The sequence below is a fragment of the Mesorhizobium sp. M0894 genome (assembly GCF_040319725.1).
GTDB lineage: Bacteria > Pseudomonadota > Alphaproteobacteria > Rhizobiales > Rhizobiaceae > Mesorhizobium.
In genome coordinates, this window is sequence record NZ_JAMYOG010000001.1 from 531,074 (window position 1) to 551,060 (window position 19,987).

Consider the following 19,987-nt stretch of genomic DNA (forward strand, 5'->3'; position numbering starts at 1 on the left):
GGGAGGACGTCATGAAACCGTTCGCAATCGACAGAACCAACGGCATTTGCGCAGCGCTGTTCATCTTCCTCGGCGCATTTTTCGCGCTGCAGTCGCTCGGCCTCGAAATCGGCACCGCCTTCCGTATGGGACCGGGCTATTTCCCGCTGGTGCTGGCGATCGTGCTGATCCTGCTTGGCGCCGTCATCCTCGTCCAAGCGGTGCGTTTCGAGAGCGACCCGATCGGCCACATCGCGTGGCGCGGCATGCTGTTCATTCTGCCCGCTCCGATCTTCTTCGGCCTGACGGTGCGCGGCCTCGGCTTTATCCCCTCGATCTTCCTGACGGCGCTAATCGCATCGTTCGGCAGCGGCCGTATGAAGCCGCTGACCGCGCTCGTGCTGTCGGCCGGCCTGACGCTGTTCGCATTCGTCGTCTTCAGCTACGCACTCGGCCTGCCGTTCCGGCGTTTCGGCCCGTGGCTGCCCCTATCATTGTGAGGAGATGAAATGGAACTCCTCAACAATCTCGCACTCGGCTTTTCGACGGCCACATCTTTGGCAAACCTCGGTTTCTGCCTGATCGGCGTCCTTCTCGGCACGCTGATTGGTGTCCTGCCCGGCATCGGCGCCACCGCAACCATTGCCATGCTGTTGCCGATCACCTTCCAGATCGGCGATCCGGTTTCCTCCCTCATCATGCTCGCCGGCATCTATTACGGCGCGCAGTATGGCGGTTCGACTACCGCCATCCTCATCAACATGCCCGGCGAATCCTCGTCGGCCGTCACCGCCATCGACGGCTACCAAATGGCCAGGAACGGTCGCGCCGGGGCGGCACTGGCGACCGCGGCGATAGGCTCGTTCTTTGCCGGCACGGTGTCGACCTTCCTCGTCGCCATCTTTGCCCCACCGCTGACGGCGATAGCGCTGAGATTCGGCGCAGCCGAGTATTTTTCGCTGATGATTGTCGGCCTGGTCTCGTCCGTCGCGCTCGCCCACGGCTCGATCGTCAAGGCACTGGCCATGGTCGTGCTCGGCCTGCTGCTCGGACTTGTCGGCACGGATATCTACACCGGCACGCCCCGCTTCACGCTCGGCATCCGCGAATATGCCGATGGGCTGAATTTCGTCGCAGTGGCGGTCGGTGTCTTCGGCGTCGCCGAGATACTGCGCAACCTCGAAAACGAGCATGAGCGTTCCGTGCTGATCCGAAAGATCTCCGGCCTTATGCCGACCCGCGAAGATTTTCGGCGCATGGCGGCCCCCATCGTGCGCGGAACAATCATCGGTTCGGCGCTCGGCATCCTGCCGGGAGGCGGCGCGATCCTTGCCGCCTTTGCCTCCTACACCGTCGAAAAACGTGTCTCGAAAAGTCCGGGGGAATTCGGCAAAGGCGCAATCGAAGGCGTCGCCGGACCGGAATCGGCCAACAATGCCGGCGCACAAACCTCCTTTATCCCGATGCTGACGCTCGGCATTCCGGCAAACCCGGTAATGGCGCTGATGATCGGCGCGATGATCATCCAGGGCATCGTACCCGGCCCCAATGTTGCGATCGAACAGCCTGCACTGTTTTGGGGTATCATCACCTCGATGTGGATCGGCAATCTGATGCTGATCGTCTTGAATCTGCCGCTAATCGGGCTTTGGGTGAAACTGCTTACGATCCCGTATTACGTGCTCTTCCCGATCATCATGGCGTTCTGCTCGATCGGCGTTTACAGCGTCAACACCAACGTCTACGACCTCTATGCAGTCGCACTCTTCGGCTTGCTTGGCTATCTCCTGACCAAGCTGCGCTGCGAACCCGCGCCGCTGCTGCTTGGCTTCGTGCTCGGCCCGCTGCTCGAGGAAAACCTGCGCCGCGCCATGATCCTCTCTCGCGGCGATCCGAGTACCTTCGTGACGAGACCGATCAGCGCCAGCCTGCTCCTCATCGCGCTCGCCGTGCTCGTCATCGTCTTTCTTCCCGCGGTCAAGAAGAAGCGCGAGGAGGTGTTCGTCGAGGAGAGTTCCTGAACGTGGATGGCGCCACATAGGAGGAACTTCAGAGTCACTTGGCTGGCACTGATTCAGTAGCCGCCTCTACTGGCCCGAGCGGCGCGATCTCGACCAGTGGTGCAGGCACGCTGGTCGTCTTTTCCTTGGCCTTGCAGATATCGGCGATGACGCAGGCAGGGCAATCCGGCTTGCGTGCCTTGCAAACATAGCGGCCGTGCAGGATCAGCCAATGATGCGCATGCCGCATATATTCATCCGGAATGATCTTCAAAAACCCTTGTTCGACCTGTTCCGGCGTCTTGCCCGGCGCCAGGCCGAGCCTGTTGCCGATGCGGAAGATGTGCGTGTCGACCGCCATCGTATGCTGGCCGAAGGCGACGTTGAGTACGACATTGGCGGTCTTGCGGCCGACACCCGGCAGCTCGACCAGTTGATCGCGATCATCGGGCACCTTGCCGCCGTGGTCGCGGATCAGGGCTTCCGACAACGCGATGACGTTCTTGGCCTTGGTGCGCCACAGCCCGATGGTGCGGATATGGTCGCCGAGCCTGGTCTCGCCCAGCGCCAGCATTTTCTGCGGCGTGTCGGCGATCTTGAACAGCGCCCGCGTCGCCTTGTTGACACCGGCGTCCGTCGCCTGCGCCGAAAGCACCACCGCCACCAGCAGCGTGAAGGCGTTGATATGTTCGAGTTCGCCTCTCGGTTCCGGCCGCTGAACGGAAAAGCGCCGGAAAATCTCATGCACCTCGGCCGGGCTGTAAAGCGCCCGCGACCTCGCCGGCCGCGGACGCGGCTTGGCGTTCGAGCCGTCGCGGCGGCCGGGCAACAGGTCTTTTTTTAGCGCCGAAGAGTTTTTGGACTTGGGGCTTGTCATTGCTTTCCTATAATATTCTGTAATGAGCGACACAAACGCCTCATTTCAGGCCGACGAGCCATTCTTCCAGGCGCTGCTGATACCGCACCGGTCGCTGGGCAAGACCGGCTTTGTCATCCTGATGGGCGCATTGCTGTTCGGGTGGCTGGTGACCGGAGCGTTTTTCCTGTCGCGCGGCGCCTGGCCGGTGTTCGGCTTCTTCGGCCTCGATGTTATTGCCATCTATATCGCCTTCCGCGCCAATTATCGTGCCGCTCGGGCTCGCGAGGAGGTGTCGGTGTCTCGCACCAGCCTCGATATCCGCAAGACTGCCCCGTCAGGCAAATCGGAAGCACATCGCTTCAATCCGTTCTGGGCACGCTTTTCGATCGCCCGCCACACCGAAATCGGCATCACCAGAATGGCGGTCGAGGCGCAAGGAAAAACAGTCTCGATCGGTGGCTTCCTCAACCCCGACGACCGCGAAAGTTTTGCCACCGCATTTTCGCGCGCTCTGGCGACCGCCAAGGCGCGCTGACGATCAAAACCGAAATCTCAACAGCCTGCCGACCCTCCGAAGAGCCGGAACGTGGCTCCAGAGGCGAAAGACCAGTCCGGCGAACCAGCTCACACGGGCGGCATGTTCGGGTTTGTACGCCATCGTTTCCTCGACCAACCGCAGGCCGGGCACTGACCGTTCCAAGTCGCGCGGATCGTTGATCGCCCAGTGGAGTTCGGCTCCGGTGGCGCGGAACGACGGGTTGAGGCGCACGAGCTTTAGACCCAGGTCGCTGTAGGCATCGCAGATAAATTCGCCGCTGGCCAGATGCGACACAAGCCGCGAAACGAGTCTTGGGCCCTCGTCAGCGGCAAGGTAGGGGGTCAGGCCCTCCGCCACGACCATCGCCGGGCGATCGCCGGGCACTTCATCCAACCAGCCAGGCTCGGTGACGGATGATCCGATCAGGTGGTAATGCTCGCGCATCGGGTAGAGCTTGCGCCTGAGCTCGATGACTTCGGCGTAGTCGACGTCGAACCAGTCGACGCCGGCTGGCGGGTCGATACGGAATATTCGTGTGTCCAGCCCGCAGCCGAGATGCAGCACAATGGCGTTCGGGTTGTTCGCCAGAAAAGCCGCAACCCAGTCGTCCAGCGTCTTGGCCCGGATCGCCAGACCGACGCCGAGATTGTTGTCGACCTTGAGCCGCGAGAAGTCGTAGTCGATGCGGCGAACCGCCTCGTCCGCGAAGCGGTCTTTCAGCAGCGAGTTGGGAAGCCGGCTTTCCAGCGCCTTGCCGTAGACGGTGATCAGCAGCGTTTCTCTTTCCTTGGTCAGCTGCACCTTCTCGCCGGCCATGATTGTCCTCCCCATTCAAAGCCAACTCTATCTGGGTACATGCTGCGGGAAAGCAAGTTTCGGGTGGTGATCGGCGCCGCGAAGGACGATATTCGCACTCAAGGAGATACTGCCATGAACGCCCAAATGCCTCTCAAAACGACAGCAATCCTTCAGAAAGACATCACGCCTGAAGGTGGCGACTACGAAATCGTCCGTCGTGCCATCGAAAAGATCAGCCTCGACTATCGCGATCAGCCTTCGTTGGAAGTGCTGGCCGAGGAGGTCGGCGAGACGCCGACCGGGCTGCAGAAGCTGTTCACCCGCTGGGCCGGCCTGTCGCCGAAGGCTTTTCTGCAGGCCGTCACCCTCGATCATGCGCGCAAACTGCTGGATTCCGGCATGCCGCTGCTGGAAACTTCGTTCGAACTCGGCATGTCCGGCCCAGGCCGGCTGCACGATCTGTTCGTCACCCATGAAGCGATGTCGCCGGGCGATTACAAGACCCGCGGCGCCGGGCTCACCATCCGCTACGGCTATCATATCTCGCCTTTCGGCATCGCTTTGATCATGGTGACGGACCGCGGCCTTGCCGGCCTCGCCTTCAACGACCCCGGCGGCGAGCGTGCGGCCTTTGCGGACATGTCCAGCCGTTGGCCGAATGCGACCTATGTCGAGGACATGGCGGCGACGGCGCCCTATGCCGCGCGCATTTTCGATCCGACGCTGTGGCGCGCCGACCAGCCGCTGCGCGTCGTCATGATCGGCACCGACTTCCAGGTCCGCGTCTGGGAGGCCTTGCTGCGCATTCCGATGGGCAAGGCCTGCACCTATTCCTCGATCGCCGCGCGCCTCGGCGCACCGAGTGCCAGCCGGGCTGTCGGTGCCGCAGTCGGCGCAAATCCGATGTCCTTCGTCGTGCCGTGCCACCGGGCTCTCGGCAAGTCCGGCGCGCTCACCGGCTACCATTGGGGCCTGACTCGCAAACGCGCCATCCTCGGCTGGGAGGCGGGACAAGTCTCTTCTTGAATAGCCAACGAATGGAACGATAGGAGCGAAGGGCCCCGAGGGTGACAAGCAGCGATCTTACGGAGTAGCTTCCCGCGCAATTAGAGTGACATGCGTTAGCGGGAGGCACTTCTTGATCGTCGTCATCGGTTCCATCAATCTCGACCTCATCGCCAGTGTCGACCGTTTGCCCGGTCCCGGCGAAACGGTGCGCGGCTCCGGTTTCGCCACCGCCCCCGGCGGCAAGGGAGCCAACCAGGCGCTGGCCGCCGCCCGCGCCGGCGCCAAGGTGCGCATGGTCGGCGCGGTCGGCAAGGACAGCTTCGCCGGCGAGGCTTTGGCGCTGCTGCGCGACGGCAAGATCGACCTGTCCGGCGTCGGCGAGACCTTTGCCTCGACGGGTACCGCGTTGATCATGGTCGGCGCCGACGGCGAGAACGTGATCGCCGTCGTGGCGGGCGCCAATGATTCGGTCGTGCCGGGTGACCTTTCCAAGGCTTTCCTGAAAAACAGCGATGTCGTGCTGCTGCAGTTGGAGGTCCCGTTGCAAACGGTCGAGACAGCGCTTGACGCGGCAAGGACGGCCAACGCGGTCACCGTGCTCAACACCGCACCTTTCCACGGCGACGCGGCCGGCTTCCTCGGCAAGGCCGACTATCTCGTCGCCAACGAGACCGAGTTCGACCTCTATGGTGAGGCGCTGTCGTTGAGTGGCCGCGACCGCCCGGCACGGATGCGCGACTATGCCTCGAGAACCGGCCGCACCATCGTCGTCACGCTTGGCCCAGACGGCGTTCTCGCCGCGACGCCGGACGATCTCCTGATGGTTCCGGCGCTGAAGATCACTCCGCTCGATACGGTCGGCGCCGGCGACACGTTCTGCGGCTATTTTGCTGCCGGACTGGCGGCAGGCCTGCCGCTCGACCAGGCGCTTGCCCGCGCTGCCGCAGCCGGTTCGCTGGCCTGCCTGAAAGCCGGCGCCCAGCCTGCCATCCCGCTGGCCAGGGATGTCGACGCCGCCATGCCGACATCTGCCGGCTGAAGCGCGATGACAGCCACGCGCCCGACCACCGGGCATGCCGTGCCGCCCGCCGGCGACATCTGCCGCCTGTCCGCCGTGGAACTGGCCGACAGGATCAGGCGCCGGCAGCTTTCGGTGCGCGAAGTGATCGCTGCATTCCTGGACCGGATCGAGGCGGTGAACCCACAGGTCAACGCCATCGTTTCATTGCGTGAGCGTGCCGACATCCTGCGCGAGGCCGACGAGGCAGACGCTCATTTGGCGCGAGGAGCAGATACCGGATCGCTGTTCGGTCTGCCGATCGCGATCAAGGATCTTGCGCTGACAAAAGGCCTGAGAACCACCTTCGGCTCGCCGATCTTCGCCGATTTCGTGCCTGAGGAAGACGACTTCTTCGTCGAGCGTGTTCGGCAGGCCGGCGCCATCATCATCGGCAAGACCAACGTTCCCGAATTCGGGCTCGGCTCCAACACCTACAATACCGTGTTTGGACAGACGCTCAACGCGTTCGACCCAGCGCTGACCGCCGGCGGCTCGAGCGGCGGCGCGGCGGTCGCGCTAGCGCTCGACATGGTTCCCATTGCCGATGGCAGCGATTTCGGCGGCTCGCTACGCAATCCCGCTGCTTACAACAATGTCTATGGCTTCCGCCCGTCGCAGGGATTGGTACCGGCCGGCCCTGATCTTGATGTGTTTCATGCGCAAATGGGCGTCGAAGGGCCGATGGGGCGTAACGTGCGCGACATCGCCCTGCTGCTCGACGTTCAGGCCGGCTATCATCCTCGCGCGCCGCTGTCGCATGATAAGCCAGGCTCGTTCCTCGAAGGGCTGGAATCGCGGGCGGCCGGCGGGCGCATCGCCTGGCTCGGCGATCTTGACGGTCATCTGCCGATTGAAGCAGGCATTCTACAGCTTTGCGAGGCAGCACTCGGCCGGTTAGCGGATCTATCCTTCGAGGCCGAGCCGCTGATGCCGGAATTCGAGTTCGAAGCGCTGTGGCAGGCCTTTGTAACGCTTCGCCAGGCGAGCAGCGGTTGTGCGCTCGAGGTGCATTACGACGATCCCTTGAAACGCCGCCTTCTCAAGCCGGAGGCCGTGTGGGAAGTGGAACATGCACTGGGCCTCACCGCGCCGCAGATCCACGCCGCCACGGTGAGGCGCTCGTCATGGCACAAAACCCTGCTGTCGCTCTTCGATCGATTCGATCTCATCGCGCTGCCGACCGCGCAGGTCTTCCCTTTCGAGGTCTCCACCCACTGGCCAAGGGAAGTGGCCGGGCGTGCCATGGACAGCTATCATCGCTGGATGCAGGTTTCAGCGTTCGCCACGCTCGGCGGCTGCCCGGCGATCAATGTGCCGGTGGGCTTCGACCCCAAGGGCAGGCCGATGGGCATGCAATTGATCGGGCGGCCACGCGCTGACCTCTCGGTGCTGGGGGCGGCTGCCGCCTATGAGGCAACGCTGCCATGGCAGGCCGGCGCCTGCTGAAATCAGCTCCGCATTGTCGGCGCCTCGCCGACTTGCACGCAACTCATCGCCATGCATTGATCGCGACAGCGCGCCGCACGAGCGGCATTCTGCGGAGGGAAAAATGTCGCTGGAACTCTACGCCACCTACGTCGTCGCTTGCATCGTCATCATTCTTGTGCCGGGGCCGACGGTCACGCTGATCATCGCCAACAGCATCCGCCACGGCTCGCGCGCCGGCCTCGCCAATGTCGCCGGCACCCAGGCCGGGCTGGCCATCATGATCGCCATCGTCGGCATCGGGCTGACCTCGCTTATCGCCGGCATGGGCCACTGGTTCGAATGGGTCCGGCTGATCGGCGCCGCCTACCTGATCTGGATGGGCGTGCAGATGTTCCGCTCGAAAGGCAAGCTGAACGCCGACGGATCGGCTAAAAAGCCGCGCGGCGGCTTCTTCCTGCAGGGCCTGCTGGTGGCGATCAGCAATCCGAAGACGCTGGTGTTCTTCGGCGCCTTCTTTCCGCAGTTCATCGCCCCCGAAGGCAATTACGCGTTACAGATCGGCGTCATGGGTCTCACCGCCATGATCTTCGCCGCCGTCTCGGATTCGACCTACGCGTTGGCCGCCGGCCACGCCGGACGCCTGCTCTCGGCCGGCCGCGTCAAGCTCTTGTCGCGAATCAGCGGCAGCTTCCTGGTGGGCGGCGGCCTGTGGCTGGCGTTTTCCAAGGCGAAGTAACAGCCGCGAGCCGGGACGCAAATAGCAATCTCCTGGAACAGGAAGGCCGATTGAAAGTCAGCCTTCTGTGCACCACATGAATCGATAGTTGGGGATTCATGCCGGTGCCATGGACTTTTGTGGATGTGAAAAGGCACGCGATCGGCGTGATCCTGGTTGTTGCTTTGTTTGCGGCGGTGTTGGCCCTCGATCCGCTCAAGTGGACGATAACGCCAGCCCGATCCGCTCGGTGGACCCAATCGATGCAGCCGTCAAAAGTGCCCATTGGGGCAAAGGCCGAAGTGTCTACATGCTGGTCCTTGAAGACGGTTCATCTGTTTTCATCGACGACGATCGTCCGCGCCTGATCGGCTCGCACGTCGGCATCGAGCGCGTCACGCGCGACAATGGCTTTGTCTTCTACCGATTTCCAAATTGAACGGCGATCGATCAATGAAGCTGTTTTCGAAGGTAAAACGAGTGACAGAGCTCTCTTCGAAGAAATCGCTCATGAACAACGCCCCTGCGCTACTCAACTCTAAGTGATGGGTCCGACAAATCTTTCTCTTAGAAACCGCCTTCTTCTGCTTCGGGAAGAGTTTCGCGATACAGTCATTGGCGTCGCTTTCTTTTGCTCATTCGCTCTTGTGGCCGCCGTGGCGATTGTAACAAGACAGAATAGCACGATCATGGGCACGCAACGCGTAGGAGGCATCGTCGAAGATGTTGCGACGATGCCTCTAAATCCGAAAGGTTCCGTCGGCCATGGACTTTATTATAGATACGAAGTCCGTCTCCATGACGGCAACGCACTGGTATTTATCGATGGTGAGGTGGAGACGCCCCACAAGATCGGATCGGAAGTCTCGATCGAACAACAGCACCGCAAGAACGGCACCAGCACCTACCGCCTGCTCAATGACTGAGCGGCACTAAAGCCGCCCCAGCCTTTCCAGCAACAGCGCGAAAAACGCATCATGATCGATGTCGCGCATCACCATGGCGTTCTTCGGCCGCTTGGTCACTCCCCACCAGTCGATCACCGTCATGCCCATGGTGAGCTCCGAGGCAGTTTCCACGCTGACATTGCAGTTGCGGCCCTTGAACAGCTTCGGCTTCAACAGATAGGCGATGACGCAAGGATCGTGCAGCGGGCCGCCATCGGTGCCGTATTTCTCTTCGTCGAAGCGTTCGAAGAATTCCAGCATGTCCGCCGTCGCCGTGCCGACCCTGGTGCCGAGCTTGCGGAAAGCCTTCGTGCGCTTGGCGGTGGTCAGCGCCTTGTGGGTGACGTCGAGCGGCATCATCACGATCGGAATGTCGGATTTGAACACGACATCGGCGGCATGCGGGTCGACATAGATGTTGAACTCGGCAGTCGGCGTGACGTTGCCGCCCTCGAAGAAGCCGCCGCCCATCAGCACGATCTCCTTGATGCGCGGCGCGATTTTCGGCTCGCGGATCAGCGCCAGCGCAACATTGGTGAGCGGCCCGAGCGCGCAAAGCGTGATCGTGCCGGTCTCCTCCTTCATCAGCGTCTCGACGATGAAATCGACCGCATACTGATCCTGCAGCTTCATCTTTGGCTCAGGCAGTTGCGGTCCGTTGAGGCCGGTCTTGCCATGCACTTCCTCGGCGGTGACGAGTTCACGCGCCAGCGGCCGGATGGCGCCCGCATAGACCTTGACATCCGGCCGGCCGGCCAACTCGCAGATCTTGCGTGCGTTTTTTTCGGTGAGTTTCAGCGGCACGTTGCCGGCCACCGCGGTGATGCCGACGATCTCCAGCTCGGCGCTGCCGAGCGCCAGCAATATGGCGACGGCATCGTCCTGGCCGGGGTCAGTGTCGATGATGATCCTGCGGGATTGGGGCATTTCAATTCCTTGTTTTGGCAAGTCTTTTTGGGCGGGACGTGTGACGGCTTGAAGTCTGCCGGGCGGCGGACCATATCAAGACCATCGGGAAAAATGCCATCCGGGTTTTTCCACTTTATGTCGCTCTTGAGAGGACACTGTAACATGAGCCGAATGACGCCTTTTTCCAGCCCGCTTCTCCTCGGTTTCGATTCCATGGAAAAGACACTGGAGCGCTTGGCGAAGTCGGGTGACAGCTATCCTCCGTACAACATCGAGCGCCTCAGCGGTGCCGACGGCAAAACCGAAAGGCTGCGTATCACGCTCGCCGTCGCCGGTTTCGCGGAAAGCGATCTCGATGTCTCCACGGAGGAGAACCAGTTGGTCGTGCGCGGCCGTCAGAACGACGACACCGAGCGCGAATTCCTCCACCGCGGCATCGCCGCACGCCAGTTCCAGCGCTGTTTCGTGCTGGCCGACGGCATGCGGGTGATTGCGGCGGAATTGAAGAACGGCCTTTTGTCGATCGATCTCGATCGGCCGGAGTCCGAACGGCTGGTACGAAAAATAAACATATCGGTGAAAGACTGAGTTTTGCCGATAGCTCTCATGCGGGATGGCCTTGAGCGGCGTCTCGCGGCAAGGAGGCTTGAAATGACCAGAACTGACGAAAATATCATCATGACCAGCGGCGAATTCGCTCATCTCGGCGAAGGCTCGGTCGCCTATCTCAGGAAAGTGTCGAGCGACGATCTGCGCGGCCGTTTCCCGGGCCTCGGCGAAATCGCGCCCGGGCTGGAACTGTGGGCCCTGTTTGCCGCCAACGGCCAGCCGATCCTGCTTTCGGACGCTCGCGACCGGGCGCTGGCCGGCGCCTTGGAAAACGATCTGACCCCCGTCGCTATCCACTAACAACACGGCGCGCCGATCTGGCTGAAACGGACAGGGCCGCTCACGGCGGCCCTTCAACGGGTCCAATCAACTCAGGCGGCGTGCGAGGCCTGTGTATCCGACAGCAGCGCGTGGATAGCCACGGCATCGCGCGTGCCCCTGATCTTGGCAACCGTGTCGGCATCGCGCAGCACCCGCGCGATGCGCGACAGCGCCTTGAGGTGGTCGGCGCCGGCGCCTTCGGGGGCCAAAAGCAGAAACACCAGGTCGACCGGCTGATCATCGAGGGCCTCGAAATCGACCGGTGTCTCCAGCCGGGCAAAAACCCCAGCGATCCGCTTCACCCCGGCCAGTTTGCCATGCGGAATGGCGATGCCGTTGCCGACGCCGGTCGAACCCAGCCGCTCGCGTTGCAGGATGGTGTCGAACACCTCCCGCTCCGGAATGCCGGAAATTGCCGCCGCCCTTTCAGACAGCAATTGCAGCAGCTGCTTTTTGGAGTTCGCCTTCAACGCCGGCATGATTGCCGGAACGTTGACGAGATCGCTCAGATCCATGCTTGAAATCCCTTGTTCGCCTGCCGTCGCCAGTCCCCACGCTTGCGTGCGGCTGGTTTTTACCCCTGCGCGACCTTGGCCGTAGACGGGTCGATCCAGCCGATATTCCCGTCCGGCCGGCGATAGACGATGTTGAGATGGTCGTTTCCGGCATTGCGGAAGACCAGGACCGGGCTGTCCTTGGTGTCGAGCTCGATCACGGCTGACGCCACCGACATGGTCCGCAGCGTCATGGTCGATTCGGCGACGATGGCCGGCGCGAAATTCTCCGGTATCTCCTCGTCGTCATCGGCAAGCGGGGCCATCACCGTATAGGCGACGTCGGTGAGTTCGCCATTGCTATTGCCTGAATTGTGCGACTTCAGCCGGCGCTTGTAGCGCCTGAGGCGGGTTTCCAGACGGTCCGCCGCGGCATCGAAGGCAAGCGTCGGATCCTGGGCATCGCCGGTCGCCTGCAGCGAAGCACCGGAATCCAGCCGGATCATGCAATCGGCCGTGTAGCGCGACCCCGATTTGACGACTACGACTTGCCCTGAAAAGCCCCGATCGAAATATTTCCCGATCACTTCCCCGACACGGTCGTTGATGCGCGTACGGAACGCATCGCCGATATCCATGTGTTTTCCCGATATGCGCAGTGTCATCTGAAAACTGACCTTCCTTGCTCAGGCTTCAAACTGTCCCGAGTTTATACTCGTGGTCCGTGCGCACAAGCTTTGCGGCGTCACTTGCGCCGATTTTAAATCCGAACTTTCCGGTTGATCACAAGCCGCCTTCTTGGCCGTCCGTGGCCTACGTCGTGACGGACCATCTCTCGTGCGGGCATCAGCGAACTCAAATCCACTCGCCAGCCCGTCTCATGCGGGCGGGCTTCTAGCCACTTCGTTGCCGCTTGTCAATGAACGCGAAAGCTGTGGAAATTCTGCCGGAGTTCAACGGCCGGCGCTGGCCAAAGCGCGTTTTTCGCGCCGCCGTTGCACCGAAGAGGGTATGTTCATGCCTTCCCGGTATTTGGCAACCGTGCGCCTGGCAATGTCGACGCCGCTTTCCCGCAGCATGTCCACGATGGCATCGTCGGAAAGCACATCGACGGCTTTCTCCTCGTCGATCAGCTGCTTTATGCGGTCGCGCACCGCTTCCGACGAATGCGCATCGCCGCCACCCGACGAAGCGATCGAGGCGGTAAAGAAATAGCGCAGCTCGAACACGCCGCGCGGCGTCAGCATGTATTTGTTTGCCGTGACCCGGCTGACCGTCGATTCGTGCATGCCGATAGCGTCTGCCACAGTGCGCAGGTTGAGCGGCTTCAGGTGCCGCACGCCGTGGACGAGAAAAGCGTCCTGCTGGCGCACGATCTCGGAGGCGACCTTCAGGATAGTCTTCGCCCGCTGGTCGAGGCTGCGCGTCAGCCAGTTGGCATTCTGCAGGCATTCGGCGAGGAAATCCTTTTCCGCCTGGTTTTTCGTATGCGGCGTGACCTGAGCGAAATAGATGTGATCGACCAGCACACGCGGTAGCGTCTCGGCATTGAGCTCGACCGTCCAGCTGCCGTCATTGGCTGCGCGCACCTCGACGTCGGCCACGATCACATCGCTGGCACCGCGCGAAAACGCCATTCCCGGCCGCGGGTCGAGCGCCCGGATCTCGGCCAGCATGTCGAGCAGATCCTCCTCGTCTACGCCGCAAATCCGCTTCAGCGTCTGGAAATCGCGCCGTGCCAGGAGTTCGAGATTGGCGATCAATTCCCTCATCGCCGGATCGAGCCGGTCGCGCACGCCAAGCTGCAGCGACAGGCATTCGGCGAGGTCGCGGGCGAAGATGCCGGCGGGCTCGAATGTCTGGCAAATCGCCAGCGCCCTTGCCACCGCCGGGGGGTCCGTGCCGAGGCGGGCCGCGATCTCGGCCATGTCCGCACGCATGTAGCCGGCCTCATCGACGCCGTCGGCAAGCTCGCTGGCGATCAGGCGCGCGGCCGGATCGGCGAAGGCGAGCGCCACCTGCTCGCCGACATGGTCGCGCAGCGTGATGGCAGCCGCCGCCATATCCGCGACATCGAAGCCGTCGGAGGAAGAGGCGGAACTATTGCCGGACGCCGATTTCCATTGCGCCGTCAGGTCGGGGCCGAGCCGCTCGCTCGTTCCAGGATCGTCGGGAAACAGGTTTTCCAGCGACGTATCGAGCTTTTCCGAGATCGCCTCGGCGCTCCACGCCGTCTCCGCTTCGAACCAGTCGCCGTCGGCGGCCGGTTCCGATGCGGCGTCGCTCTTCTGCGCCTGGTCGCTGGCGGCGTCGTCCTGCGGTTCGGCGCGTTCCAGCAGGGGATTGCGTTCGATCTCGTCGTCGATGAAGCGTTCCAGCTCGAGGTGGGTGAACTGCAGCAGGCGGATCGACTGCATCAGCTGCGGCGTCATCACCAGCGACTGCGACTGTCGTAGCTGTAGTTTTGCCGTCAACGCCATGGTTCGGTTTCAAACGCCCCGTCTACGCACCCGCACTGCCGGAAAGAATTTTCCAGGCCAGCATAGAAACTGGCCCGGCTTTTGCTTGTCAAGGCGAGGTGCGGAAAACTCGCCTGCCAGCGCGTTTTTCAGGCAGAAAATCGAAGAAAAAGTTGCCGGACTACGCCGGAAATCCCGTTCGAACCGGAATTTCGCATTTAGAGCGTAAATCCCTCGCCAAGATAAAGCCGCCGCACATCGGCATTTGCGACGATTTCGTCGGCTCGGCCATGGGTCAGCACCTGACCGGCATGGATGATGTAGGCGCGGTCGATCAGGCCAAGGGTCTCACGCACATTGTGGTCGGTGATCAGCACGCCGATGCCACGTGCCGTCAAGTGGCGCACGAGCTGCTGGATGTCGGCGACGGCGATCGGGTCGATGCCGGCGAACGGTTCGTCGAGCAGCATGTAGGCGGGGCGGGTTGCCAACGCACGGGCAATTTCGAGGCGCCGCCGCTCACCGCCGGAGAGCGACAGCGATGGAGCCTTGCGCAGATGGCTGATGTGGAATTCCTCGAGCAATTCGTCGAGCAGGCGCTCACGCTCCTTGCGGCTCTTTTCGACCACTTCGAGCACGGCCCGGATGTTTTGCTCGACGTTCAGGCCGCGAAAAATCGACGCTTCCTGCGGCAGATAGCCGATGCCGAGACGGGCCCGGCGATACATCGGCATCGACGTGACGTCGAAGCCGTCGATTTCGATGGTGCCTTCGTCGACCGGCACCAGCCCGGTCACCATGTAGAAACAGGTGGTCTTGCCGGCGCCATTGGGGCCGAGCAGCCCAACCGCCTCGCCGGCGCGCACGCCCAGCGTCACGCCGCTGACGACTTTGCGGCCCTTGTAGCTTTTGGTCAGCCCCTTGGCGATCAAGGTTCCCTTGAACTTTGCCGCTTCGACGGTGACCCTGGCCGGTGCCGCAAGTTTGCTGGCGGCGCGCCCTGGAAGACGCGCCAGCAGCGACGATATGCCGGTCATCAGGGTTTCGCTGCTCCAGACTTCGACTGCGGCGTGATCGACATCATGACGCGGCCGCCGCAGGCGTCGACCTGGGCAAGGCCGCTCTTCATCTGCACGGTAAGCTTGCAGCCGACAAGCACGTTGTCGCCTTGCGAGAGCACGACCTTGCTGCCCGAAAGCACCAGCACCTCGGTCTTCATGTCGAAGGTGCCGCGGTCGCCGGTGGCAACCTGATTGTCCGATTTGATGTAGACCTTATCGTCGACCACGAGATGGTCGATGTTGGCGGATCCGGTCATCGCCGCGGCACCCGCCGGCTCGGCGCCTTTGGCGGCGGCTGCATCCCTGACGTAATAGACCGTCATTTTGCCGGCCTTGAGTACGGTTGGACCCTGGACGACGTTGACGTTGCCGGTGAAGACGGCGACGCTTTCCGCCTGGCGCACCTCGAGCTTGTCGCTTTCGATCTGGATCGGCTTGTCGCCCGACAGCCTGAGGCCGGACATTTGGCTGGTGGCGCTGGACTGCGCCAGCGACGAAGCCGTCCCCAGGGTGAGCCCCAATGGCAGCCCGAGGGTCAGCAATGCCGAAACCGCGGCGAGGCGCCGTGCCGAACTACTGAACCGCATTGGTCTCTCCGCTCTTTGCCTCTGCCGCCTTCAAACTGGCGGGATCGATGTCGACGCGCACCTTGTTCTCGAAAACCAGGACCTTGCCATTGTCCTGGACCGACATCGAATCCGCCCTGATCCGCGACCCGCCGCGGCTGACATCGACGGGTTCGCTTGTCTTCATAGTGCCTTCGCCCATGTCGAGATAGACTGATTTGAATTTTGCCACCACGCCATCCGTGGTCGATACCGTCACGTCGCTGGTCAGGCTGAACGTGTTGCCGTCGCGATCATAGGTGCCGCGCGCGGCATCGATGGCGGCCGTGTTGTCGGCCGCAATCGGCAGCCTGGCCTTGATGCCTTCCAGATCGATGATGCCTTGTTTGCTGACGTCCTGTATGGCGCGCAGGGCCGTCATCGAATAGGGCAAGTTCTGCTTGGTGAAGCCGTTGAGCTTGGGATTGGCCATCACCAGCTTGCCATTGGCAAAGGAGCCGCCGTCGGCCTGCACCTCGATTGCAGCGGGAGCCATGAGATAGGAATAGACCGGAAACGCGACCGCGATCAGGGCGGCGACCAGCGGCACGGCCAGCTTGAGGATCCGCACCCGGCGCGAATGACGCTGCGCGATGTCAAAGGCGTCGACCCGCGCCCGGCCTGCGGCCTTGGGAGCCAACTCCGTCTCGGTGTTGGTCGGTTCGATTGGTCCCGCTAACATGACTGCTTCTTCTAAACCCCTGCCCGCCAGGCCGCCCTATAGGTGGGGTGCCGGCGCCCTCAAGCAAGCACAAGCCGAGGAAAACCGCAAAAATATGACAGCCGCCCCTATACAACGAAAATGGCCCCAGCGCAGCCTGAACCTCATACCAGATATGGGCGCACAGTGTTAGAGCCTGTGGAACGCGACAGGTTGAAGCTTGCCCGAACGCCGAAGACGGCTTTGGCGAAGGCCGTCAGGAAACGGTAGCCGGGCGCGAATGGTTGCTTTAAAAGCATCTGCTCCCACCGACTACGAGGCTGACCATGGCATTGAGAGCCGACGACCTGATCGACCGCCGCCGCTTGCGCCGCAAGCTGACATTCTGGCGTGTTGCGGCGATTCTTGTCGCCGCAGCCGGGCTGATCGCCTTTTCCGCGTGGATTTATGGTGACGAATTCACCGGCGCGGCTGTCGACCACATCGCTAAGGTCAAGATCGAAGGTACCATCACCGAAGACGAAGAACTGATCAAGCGGCTGGAAGCCATCCGTCAGTCGCCGCGCGTCAAGGCTGTGATCCTGTCGATCGATTCACCCGGCGGCACCACCGTCGGTGGCGAGTCGATCTACGAGGCAGTGCGCAAGCTCGCCGCCGACAAGCCGGTGGTGGCCGAGGTCGGCACGCTCGCGGCGTCGGCGGGTTACATGATAGCCACCGCGGCCGACCATATTGTCGCACGCAAATCCTCGATCGTCGGCTCGATCGGCGTTCTGATCCAGTACCCGGACGTCAGCGGCCTCATGGACAAGCTCGGCGTCAAGCTGGAGGAGGTGAAATCCTCGCCCTTGAAGGCCTCGCCTTCCCCCTTCAAGCCGACCAATGACGATGAACGCGCCATGGTCCGCAAACTCATTCTCGACAGCTACGACTGGTTCGTCGGCATCGTCGCCGAGCGCCGCAACATGACCAAGCCGGAGGCGCTGGCGCTCGCGGACGGGTCGATCTTCACCGGCCGGCAGGCGGTCACCAACAGATTGATCGACGCGGTCGGCGGCGAGGCCGAAGCGATCGACTGGCTTGCAGGCAAGGGTGTCGATGCCAAGCTCAAGGTGGTGGAATGGAAGGACACGGAAAAACGCGGTGGTTTCCTGTTCTCCAAGGCGATGGCGCAGACCGTCGGCGCTGCGCTTGGCCTGCCTGGCCATGGCGGCGACGTCCTTCACGAAATTGGAGCGGACCGCTTGTTTCTTGACGGTCTCGTTTCCGTCTGGCACCCTTGAGGAGCCGCTTGGGAGTGAAAAAGCAAATAAAATCATTCTGATAATTTCGGCGGCACTGCTTTCACGGGGAGCCTTTTCATGATCAAATCCGAACTTGTGCAGATCATCGCCACGCGCAATCCGCATCTTTTCCTGCGCGATGTCGAAAACATTGTCGGCGCCATCTTCGATGAAATCACCGACGCGCTTGCCGAGGGCAACCGGGTCGAGTTGCGCGGCTTCGGCGCGTTTTCGGTGAAAAACCGCCCTGCCCGCACCGGCCGCAATCCGCGCACCGGCGAATCCGTAGAGGTCGAGGAGAAATGGGTGCCGTTCTTCAAGACCGGCAAGGAATTGCGTGAAAGGCTGAACGGAGGCAAATAGGCGCGGCGCCCGCCGACCCGTTGCTGCCTTTTCTTCCGAACGGAAAAACATGTTCAATCGCTTCATCCTCATCGTGGTTTTCGTGCCGCTGGCCGTCATCCTGATTGCGCTGGCCGTCGCCAACCGCGAACCGGTGGCCTTCACGCTCGATCCGTTCAATCCCGGCAATCCGGCGCTGACGCTGACCGTGCCGCTGTTCATTTTCCTGTTCCTGGCGCTGGCCATCGGCATGATCGTCGGCAGCCTGGCGACCTGGATCAAGCAGGGCCGCTACCGCAAGCTGGCGCGCCAGCGCGGCGCCGAGGCCGAGAACCTGCGTCTGGCAGTCAGCCGCGCGCCCACAGCGGCGCAGGGCCCGGCCTTGCCGAAGCCGATGAACTGAGCCGCGGCTCGGGCAGGAAGCGCAACCGGCCTATTTCTCCACGGAGCCATCATGCTGACCATTTCCGCCGCCGAGGTCGACCGCGCGCTGACCTTTCCCGGGCTGGTCGAGACATTGCGCGCCGCTTTTCGCGACGGCGCCGTGCAGCCGGTCAGGCATCATCACACGGTCGAGCGGCCCGACGGTGCCGCCTCGACGCTGCTTCTGATGCCGGCCTGGACCGACTTCAACGCCGCCGGCACCTCGGTCGATGGCCATATCGGCGTCAAGATCGTCACCGTGTCGCCCGACAACAACGCCGTCGGCAAGCCTGCGGTGATGGGCCTCTACCTGTTGCTGGACGGCGCCACCGGCGAGCCGCAGGCCTTGATCGATGGCCAGAGGCTGACGCAGTGGCGCACCGCCTGCGCCTCGGCGCTGGCCGCCTCCTATCTGGCCCGCGAGGACGCATCACGGCTGCTGGTGGTCGGCGCCGGCGCGCTGTCGCCATTCCTTGCAAAGGCGCATTCGGCGGTACGGCCAATCAAGAACATCCGCATCTGGAACCGCACGCCGGCCAATGCCGAAAAGGTCGCGGCAAATTTGCGTGCCGAGGGTTTTGCGGCCGAAGCAGCAGGCGATCTCGACGTCGAACTCGGCCAAGCCGATATCGTGTCATCGGCGACCATCACCACCGCGCCACTGATCAAGGGGGCACTCTTGAAGCCGGGAACCCATGTCGATCTGGTTGGCGGCTTCACGCCGGCGATGCGCGAAAGCGACGACGACGCGATTGCACGCGCCCGCGTCTATGTCGACACCCGCGCCGGCGCCACCAAGGAAGCCGGCGACATCGTCCAGCCGCTGGCCTCCGGCGTGCTGAAGCCGCAAGCCATCGTCGCCGACCTCTATGAACTGGCGCGCAGCCGGAAAAAAGGCCGGCAGGGCAATGACGAGATCACGCTGTTCAAGTCGGTCGGCGCGGCCCTCGAGGACCTGGCCGCCGGCATTGCCGTGTATCGCGCAAGCGTAGGGCAGTAGGGCAGTAGGGCAGTAGGGCAGTAGGGCAGTAGGGCAGTAGGGCAGTAGGAAACCGTGCTAATCGTGCGGCGCCGCGCCTAGTGCTACTTTGCTCTCGCCTACTGCCCTACTGCCTTACTCCTTTTGCCAATAAACCCGCAGCCGGTGGTTGTCCGGATCGAGCGCGACGAAGGTGCGGCCGAAATCCATGTCGGTCGGGCTCTGCAGGATGGTCAGCCCACGGTCGGCCCACTCGGCATGGGTGGTGTCGACAGCGCCAGGCGTATCCAGCGCAAAGACGACCTCGGCGCCGCCGCCTGCGGCCGCCGCGGCCGGCTCTACGGTATGACGCGACCAGAGGCCGAGTTTGAAGCCGTTGTCGAGCACGAACAACACGAAGGTCGGCGAGGTGTCGACCGGCTCGCGTCCGAGCAGCGCGCTGTAGAAGGCGCCGCTTTGCTCAGGCTTGTCGACATAGAGGATGACGAAATTGGGCGGTGTCATGAATT

At 62.5% G+C, this 19,987-nt stretch carries 25 protein-coding genes; 15 read left to right on the top strand and 10 right to left on the bottom strand.

Annotated elements, in window-relative coordinates; translation table 11 throughout:
- The first annotated feature begins 11 nt into the window (after positions 1 to 11).
- A complete protein-coding gene (locus NKH91_RS02625; RefSeq protein WP_023718976.1) occupies positions 12 to 479 on the top strand; it encodes a tripartite tricarboxylate transporter TctB family protein in 468 nt (155 codons plus the stop codon).
- A 9-nt stretch (positions 480 to 488) separates the two neighbouring features.
- The gene (locus NKH91_RS02630; RefSeq protein ID WP_352847409.1) at positions 489 to 2,000 is read left to right on the top strand and encodes a tripartite tricarboxylate transporter permease; all 1,512 of its coding nucleotides are present in this window, start codon (positions 489 to 491) and stop codon (positions 1,998 to 2,000) included.
- A gap of 34 nt (positions 2,001 to 2,034) precedes the next feature.
- Here the strand turns inward: NKH91_RS02630 and nth are convergent, their stop codons facing one another.
- A complete protein-coding gene (nth, locus tag NKH91_RS02635; RefSeq protein WP_352847406.1) occupies positions 2,035 to 2,856 on the bottom strand; it encodes an endonuclease III in 822 nt (273 codons plus the stop codon).
- 22 nt (positions 2,857 to 2,878) lie between these two features.
- On the opposite strand from nth, the gene NKH91_RS02640 reads away from it, so the two are divergent.
- Entirely contained in the window at positions 2,879 to 3,373 is a 495-nt protein-coding gene (locus NKH91_RS02640; RefSeq protein ID WP_023718973.1) for a DUF2244 domain-containing protein, read from the top strand.
- Positions 3,374 to 3,376: 3 nt separating this feature from the next.
- Here NKH91_RS02640 and NKH91_RS02645 read toward each other — a convergent pair whose 3' ends face one another.
- Positions 3,377 to 4,192: a class I SAM-dependent methyltransferase gene (locus tag NKH91_RS02645; RefSeq protein WP_352847403.1), complete on the bottom strand. Its 816-nt coding sequence runs from the start codon at positions 4,190 to 4,192 to the stop codon at positions 3,377 to 3,379.
- 114 nt (positions 4,193 to 4,306) lie between these two features.
- Between NKH91_RS02645 and NKH91_RS02650 the strand changes: the two genes are divergently transcribed.
- From NKH91_RS02650 to NKH91_RS02675, 6 genes are all read left to right on the top strand, one after another.
- Positions 4,307 to 5,200: a methylated-DNA--[protein]-cysteine S-methyltransferase gene (locus NKH91_RS02650; protein ID WP_352847400.1), complete on the top strand. Its 894-nt coding sequence runs from the start codon at positions 4,307 to 4,309 to the stop codon at positions 5,198 to 5,200.
- A gap of 112 nt (positions 5,201 to 5,312) precedes the next feature.
- Positions 5,313 to 6,221 carry a ribokinase gene (locus NKH91_RS02655; protein WP_352847397.1) on the top strand — a complete coding sequence of 303 codons (909 nt, stop codon included), beginning with the start codon at positions 5,313 to 5,315 and terminating at the stop codon, positions 6,219 to 6,221.
- Positions 6,222 to 6,227: 6 nt separating this feature from the next.
- Positions 6,228 to 7,688 (top strand): amidase, encoded by a 1,461-nt coding sequence (locus NKH91_RS02660; RefSeq protein WP_352884543.1) that lies wholly within the window; start codon positions 6,228 to 6,230, stop codon positions 7,686 to 7,688.
- Between the two features lie 103 nt (positions 7,689 to 7,791).
- Positions 7,792 to 8,406 (top strand): LysE family translocator, encoded by a 615-nt coding sequence (locus NKH91_RS02665; RefSeq protein ID WP_352847392.1) that lies wholly within the window; start codon positions 7,792 to 7,794, stop codon positions 8,404 to 8,406.
- Between the two features lie 199 nt (positions 8,407 to 8,605).
- Positions 8,606 to 8,824, top strand: a complete 219-nt coding sequence (locus tag NKH91_RS02670; RefSeq protein ID WP_352950946.1) for a hypothetical protein — start codon at positions 8,606 to 8,608, stop codon at positions 8,822 to 8,824.
- A 250-nt stretch (positions 8,825 to 9,074) separates the two neighbouring features.
- A complete protein-coding gene (locus tag NKH91_RS02675; RefSeq protein ID WP_352847390.1) occupies positions 9,075 to 9,311 on the top strand; it encodes a hypothetical protein in 237 nt (78 codons plus the stop codon).
- A 6-nt stretch (positions 9,312 to 9,317) separates the two neighbouring features.
- On the opposite strand, the gene NKH91_RS02680 is transcribed toward NKH91_RS02675, so the two are convergent.
- Positions 9,318 to 10,259: a nucleoside hydrolase gene (locus tag NKH91_RS02680; RefSeq protein ID WP_352483583.1), complete on the bottom strand. Its 942-nt coding sequence runs from the start codon at positions 10,257 to 10,259 to the stop codon at positions 9,318 to 9,320.
- A gap of 144 nt (positions 10,260 to 10,403) precedes the next feature.
- Here NKH91_RS02680 and NKH91_RS02685 point away from each other — a divergent pair, with 144 nt between their 5' ends.
- Both NKH91_RS02685 and NKH91_RS02690 read left to right on the top strand, forming a co-directional pair.
- Positions 10,404 to 10,829 (top strand): Hsp20 family protein, encoded by a 426-nt coding sequence (locus NKH91_RS02685; RefSeq protein WP_023718964.1) that lies wholly within the window; start codon positions 10,404 to 10,406, stop codon positions 10,827 to 10,829.
- A gap of 63 nt (positions 10,830 to 10,892) precedes the next feature.
- Positions 10,893 to 11,150, top strand: coding sequence for a BQ00720 family protein (locus tag NKH91_RS02690; RefSeq protein ID WP_352483584.1), 258 nt, complete (start codon positions 10,893 to 10,895; stop codon positions 11,148 to 11,150).
- 71 nt (positions 11,151 to 11,221) lie between these two features.
- Here NKH91_RS02690 and ptsN read toward each other — a convergent pair whose 3' ends face one another.
- The 6 genes from ptsN to lptC form a co-directional block, all read right to left on the bottom strand.
- The gene (gene ptsN / locus NKH91_RS02695; RefSeq protein WP_023718962.1) at positions 11,222 to 11,686 is read right to left on the bottom strand and encodes a PTS IIA-like nitrogen regulatory protein PtsN; all 465 of its coding nucleotides are present in this window, start codon (positions 11,684 to 11,686) and stop codon (positions 11,222 to 11,224) included.
- 59 nt (positions 11,687 to 11,745) lie between these two features.
- Entirely contained in the window at positions 11,746 to 12,330 is a 585-nt protein-coding gene (gene hpf, locus NKH91_RS02700) for a ribosome hibernation-promoting factor, HPF/YfiA family (protein WP_352847389.1), read from the bottom strand.
- 288 nt (positions 12,331 to 12,618) lie between these two features.
- Positions 12,619 to 14,145, bottom strand: a complete 1,527-nt coding sequence (gene rpoN / locus NKH91_RS02705) for an RNA polymerase factor sigma-54 (RefSeq protein WP_352847386.1) — start codon at positions 14,143 to 14,145, stop codon at positions 12,619 to 12,621.
- A gap of 197 nt (positions 14,146 to 14,342) precedes the next feature.
- Complete coding sequence (gene lptB, locus NKH91_RS02710; protein WP_023718959.1) at positions 14,343 to 15,161, bottom strand: LPS export ABC transporter ATP-binding protein; 819 nt, start codon at positions 15,159 to 15,161, stop codon at positions 14,343 to 14,345.
- Entirely contained in the window at positions 15,161 to 15,772 is a 612-nt protein-coding gene (locus NKH91_RS02715; protein WP_352847384.1) for an LptA/OstA family protein, read from the bottom strand. Before NKH91_RS02715 ends, lptB begins: the two co-directional genes overlap by 1 nt.
- The gene (gene lptC / locus NKH91_RS02720; RefSeq protein ID WP_023718957.1) at positions 15,759 to 16,472 is read right to left on the bottom strand and encodes an LPS export ABC transporter periplasmic protein LptC; all 714 of its coding nucleotides are present in this window, start codon (positions 16,470 to 16,472) and stop codon (positions 15,759 to 15,761) included. The genes NKH91_RS02715 and lptC overlap by 14 nt, the downstream gene beginning before the upstream one ends.
- A gap of 305 nt (positions 16,473 to 16,777) precedes the next feature.
- Between lptC and sppA the strand changes: the two genes are divergently transcribed.
- The 4 genes from sppA to lhpI all read left to right on the top strand — a co-directional run bounded on the left by sppA (position 16,778) and on the right by lhpI (position 19,499).
- Positions 16,778 to 17,734, top strand: a complete 957-nt coding sequence (gene sppA, locus NKH91_RS02725; RefSeq protein WP_023718956.1) for a signal peptide peptidase SppA — start codon at positions 16,778 to 16,780, stop codon at positions 17,732 to 17,734.
- Between the two features lie 78 nt (positions 17,735 to 17,812).
- Positions 17,813 to 18,097 (top strand): integration host factor subunit beta, encoded by a 285-nt coding sequence (locus NKH91_RS02730; protein WP_006200394.1) that lies wholly within the window; start codon positions 17,813 to 17,815, stop codon positions 18,095 to 18,097.
- A gap of 49 nt (positions 18,098 to 18,146) precedes the next feature.
- Positions 18,147 to 18,479 carry a DUF1049 domain-containing protein gene (locus tag NKH91_RS02735; RefSeq protein ID WP_352483587.1) on the top strand — a complete coding sequence of 111 codons (333 nt, stop codon included), beginning with the start codon at positions 18,147 to 18,149 and terminating at the stop codon, positions 18,477 to 18,479.
- A gap of 51 nt (positions 18,480 to 18,530) precedes the next feature.
- Positions 18,531 to 19,499 (top strand): bifunctional Delta(1)-pyrroline-2-carboxylate/Delta(1)-piperideine-2-carboxylate reductase, encoded by a 969-nt coding sequence (gene lhpI, locus NKH91_RS02740; RefSeq protein WP_352847382.1) that lies wholly within the window; start codon positions 18,531 to 18,533, stop codon positions 19,497 to 19,499.
- 114 nt (positions 19,500 to 19,613) lie between these two features.
- Here lhpI and NKH91_RS02745 read toward each other — a convergent pair whose 3' ends face one another.
- Positions 19,614 to 19,982, bottom strand: coding sequence for a VOC family protein (locus tag NKH91_RS02745; protein ID WP_031193999.1), 369 nt, complete (start codon positions 19,980 to 19,982; stop codon positions 19,614 to 19,616).
- Positions 19,983 to 19,987: the final 5 nt, after the last annotated feature.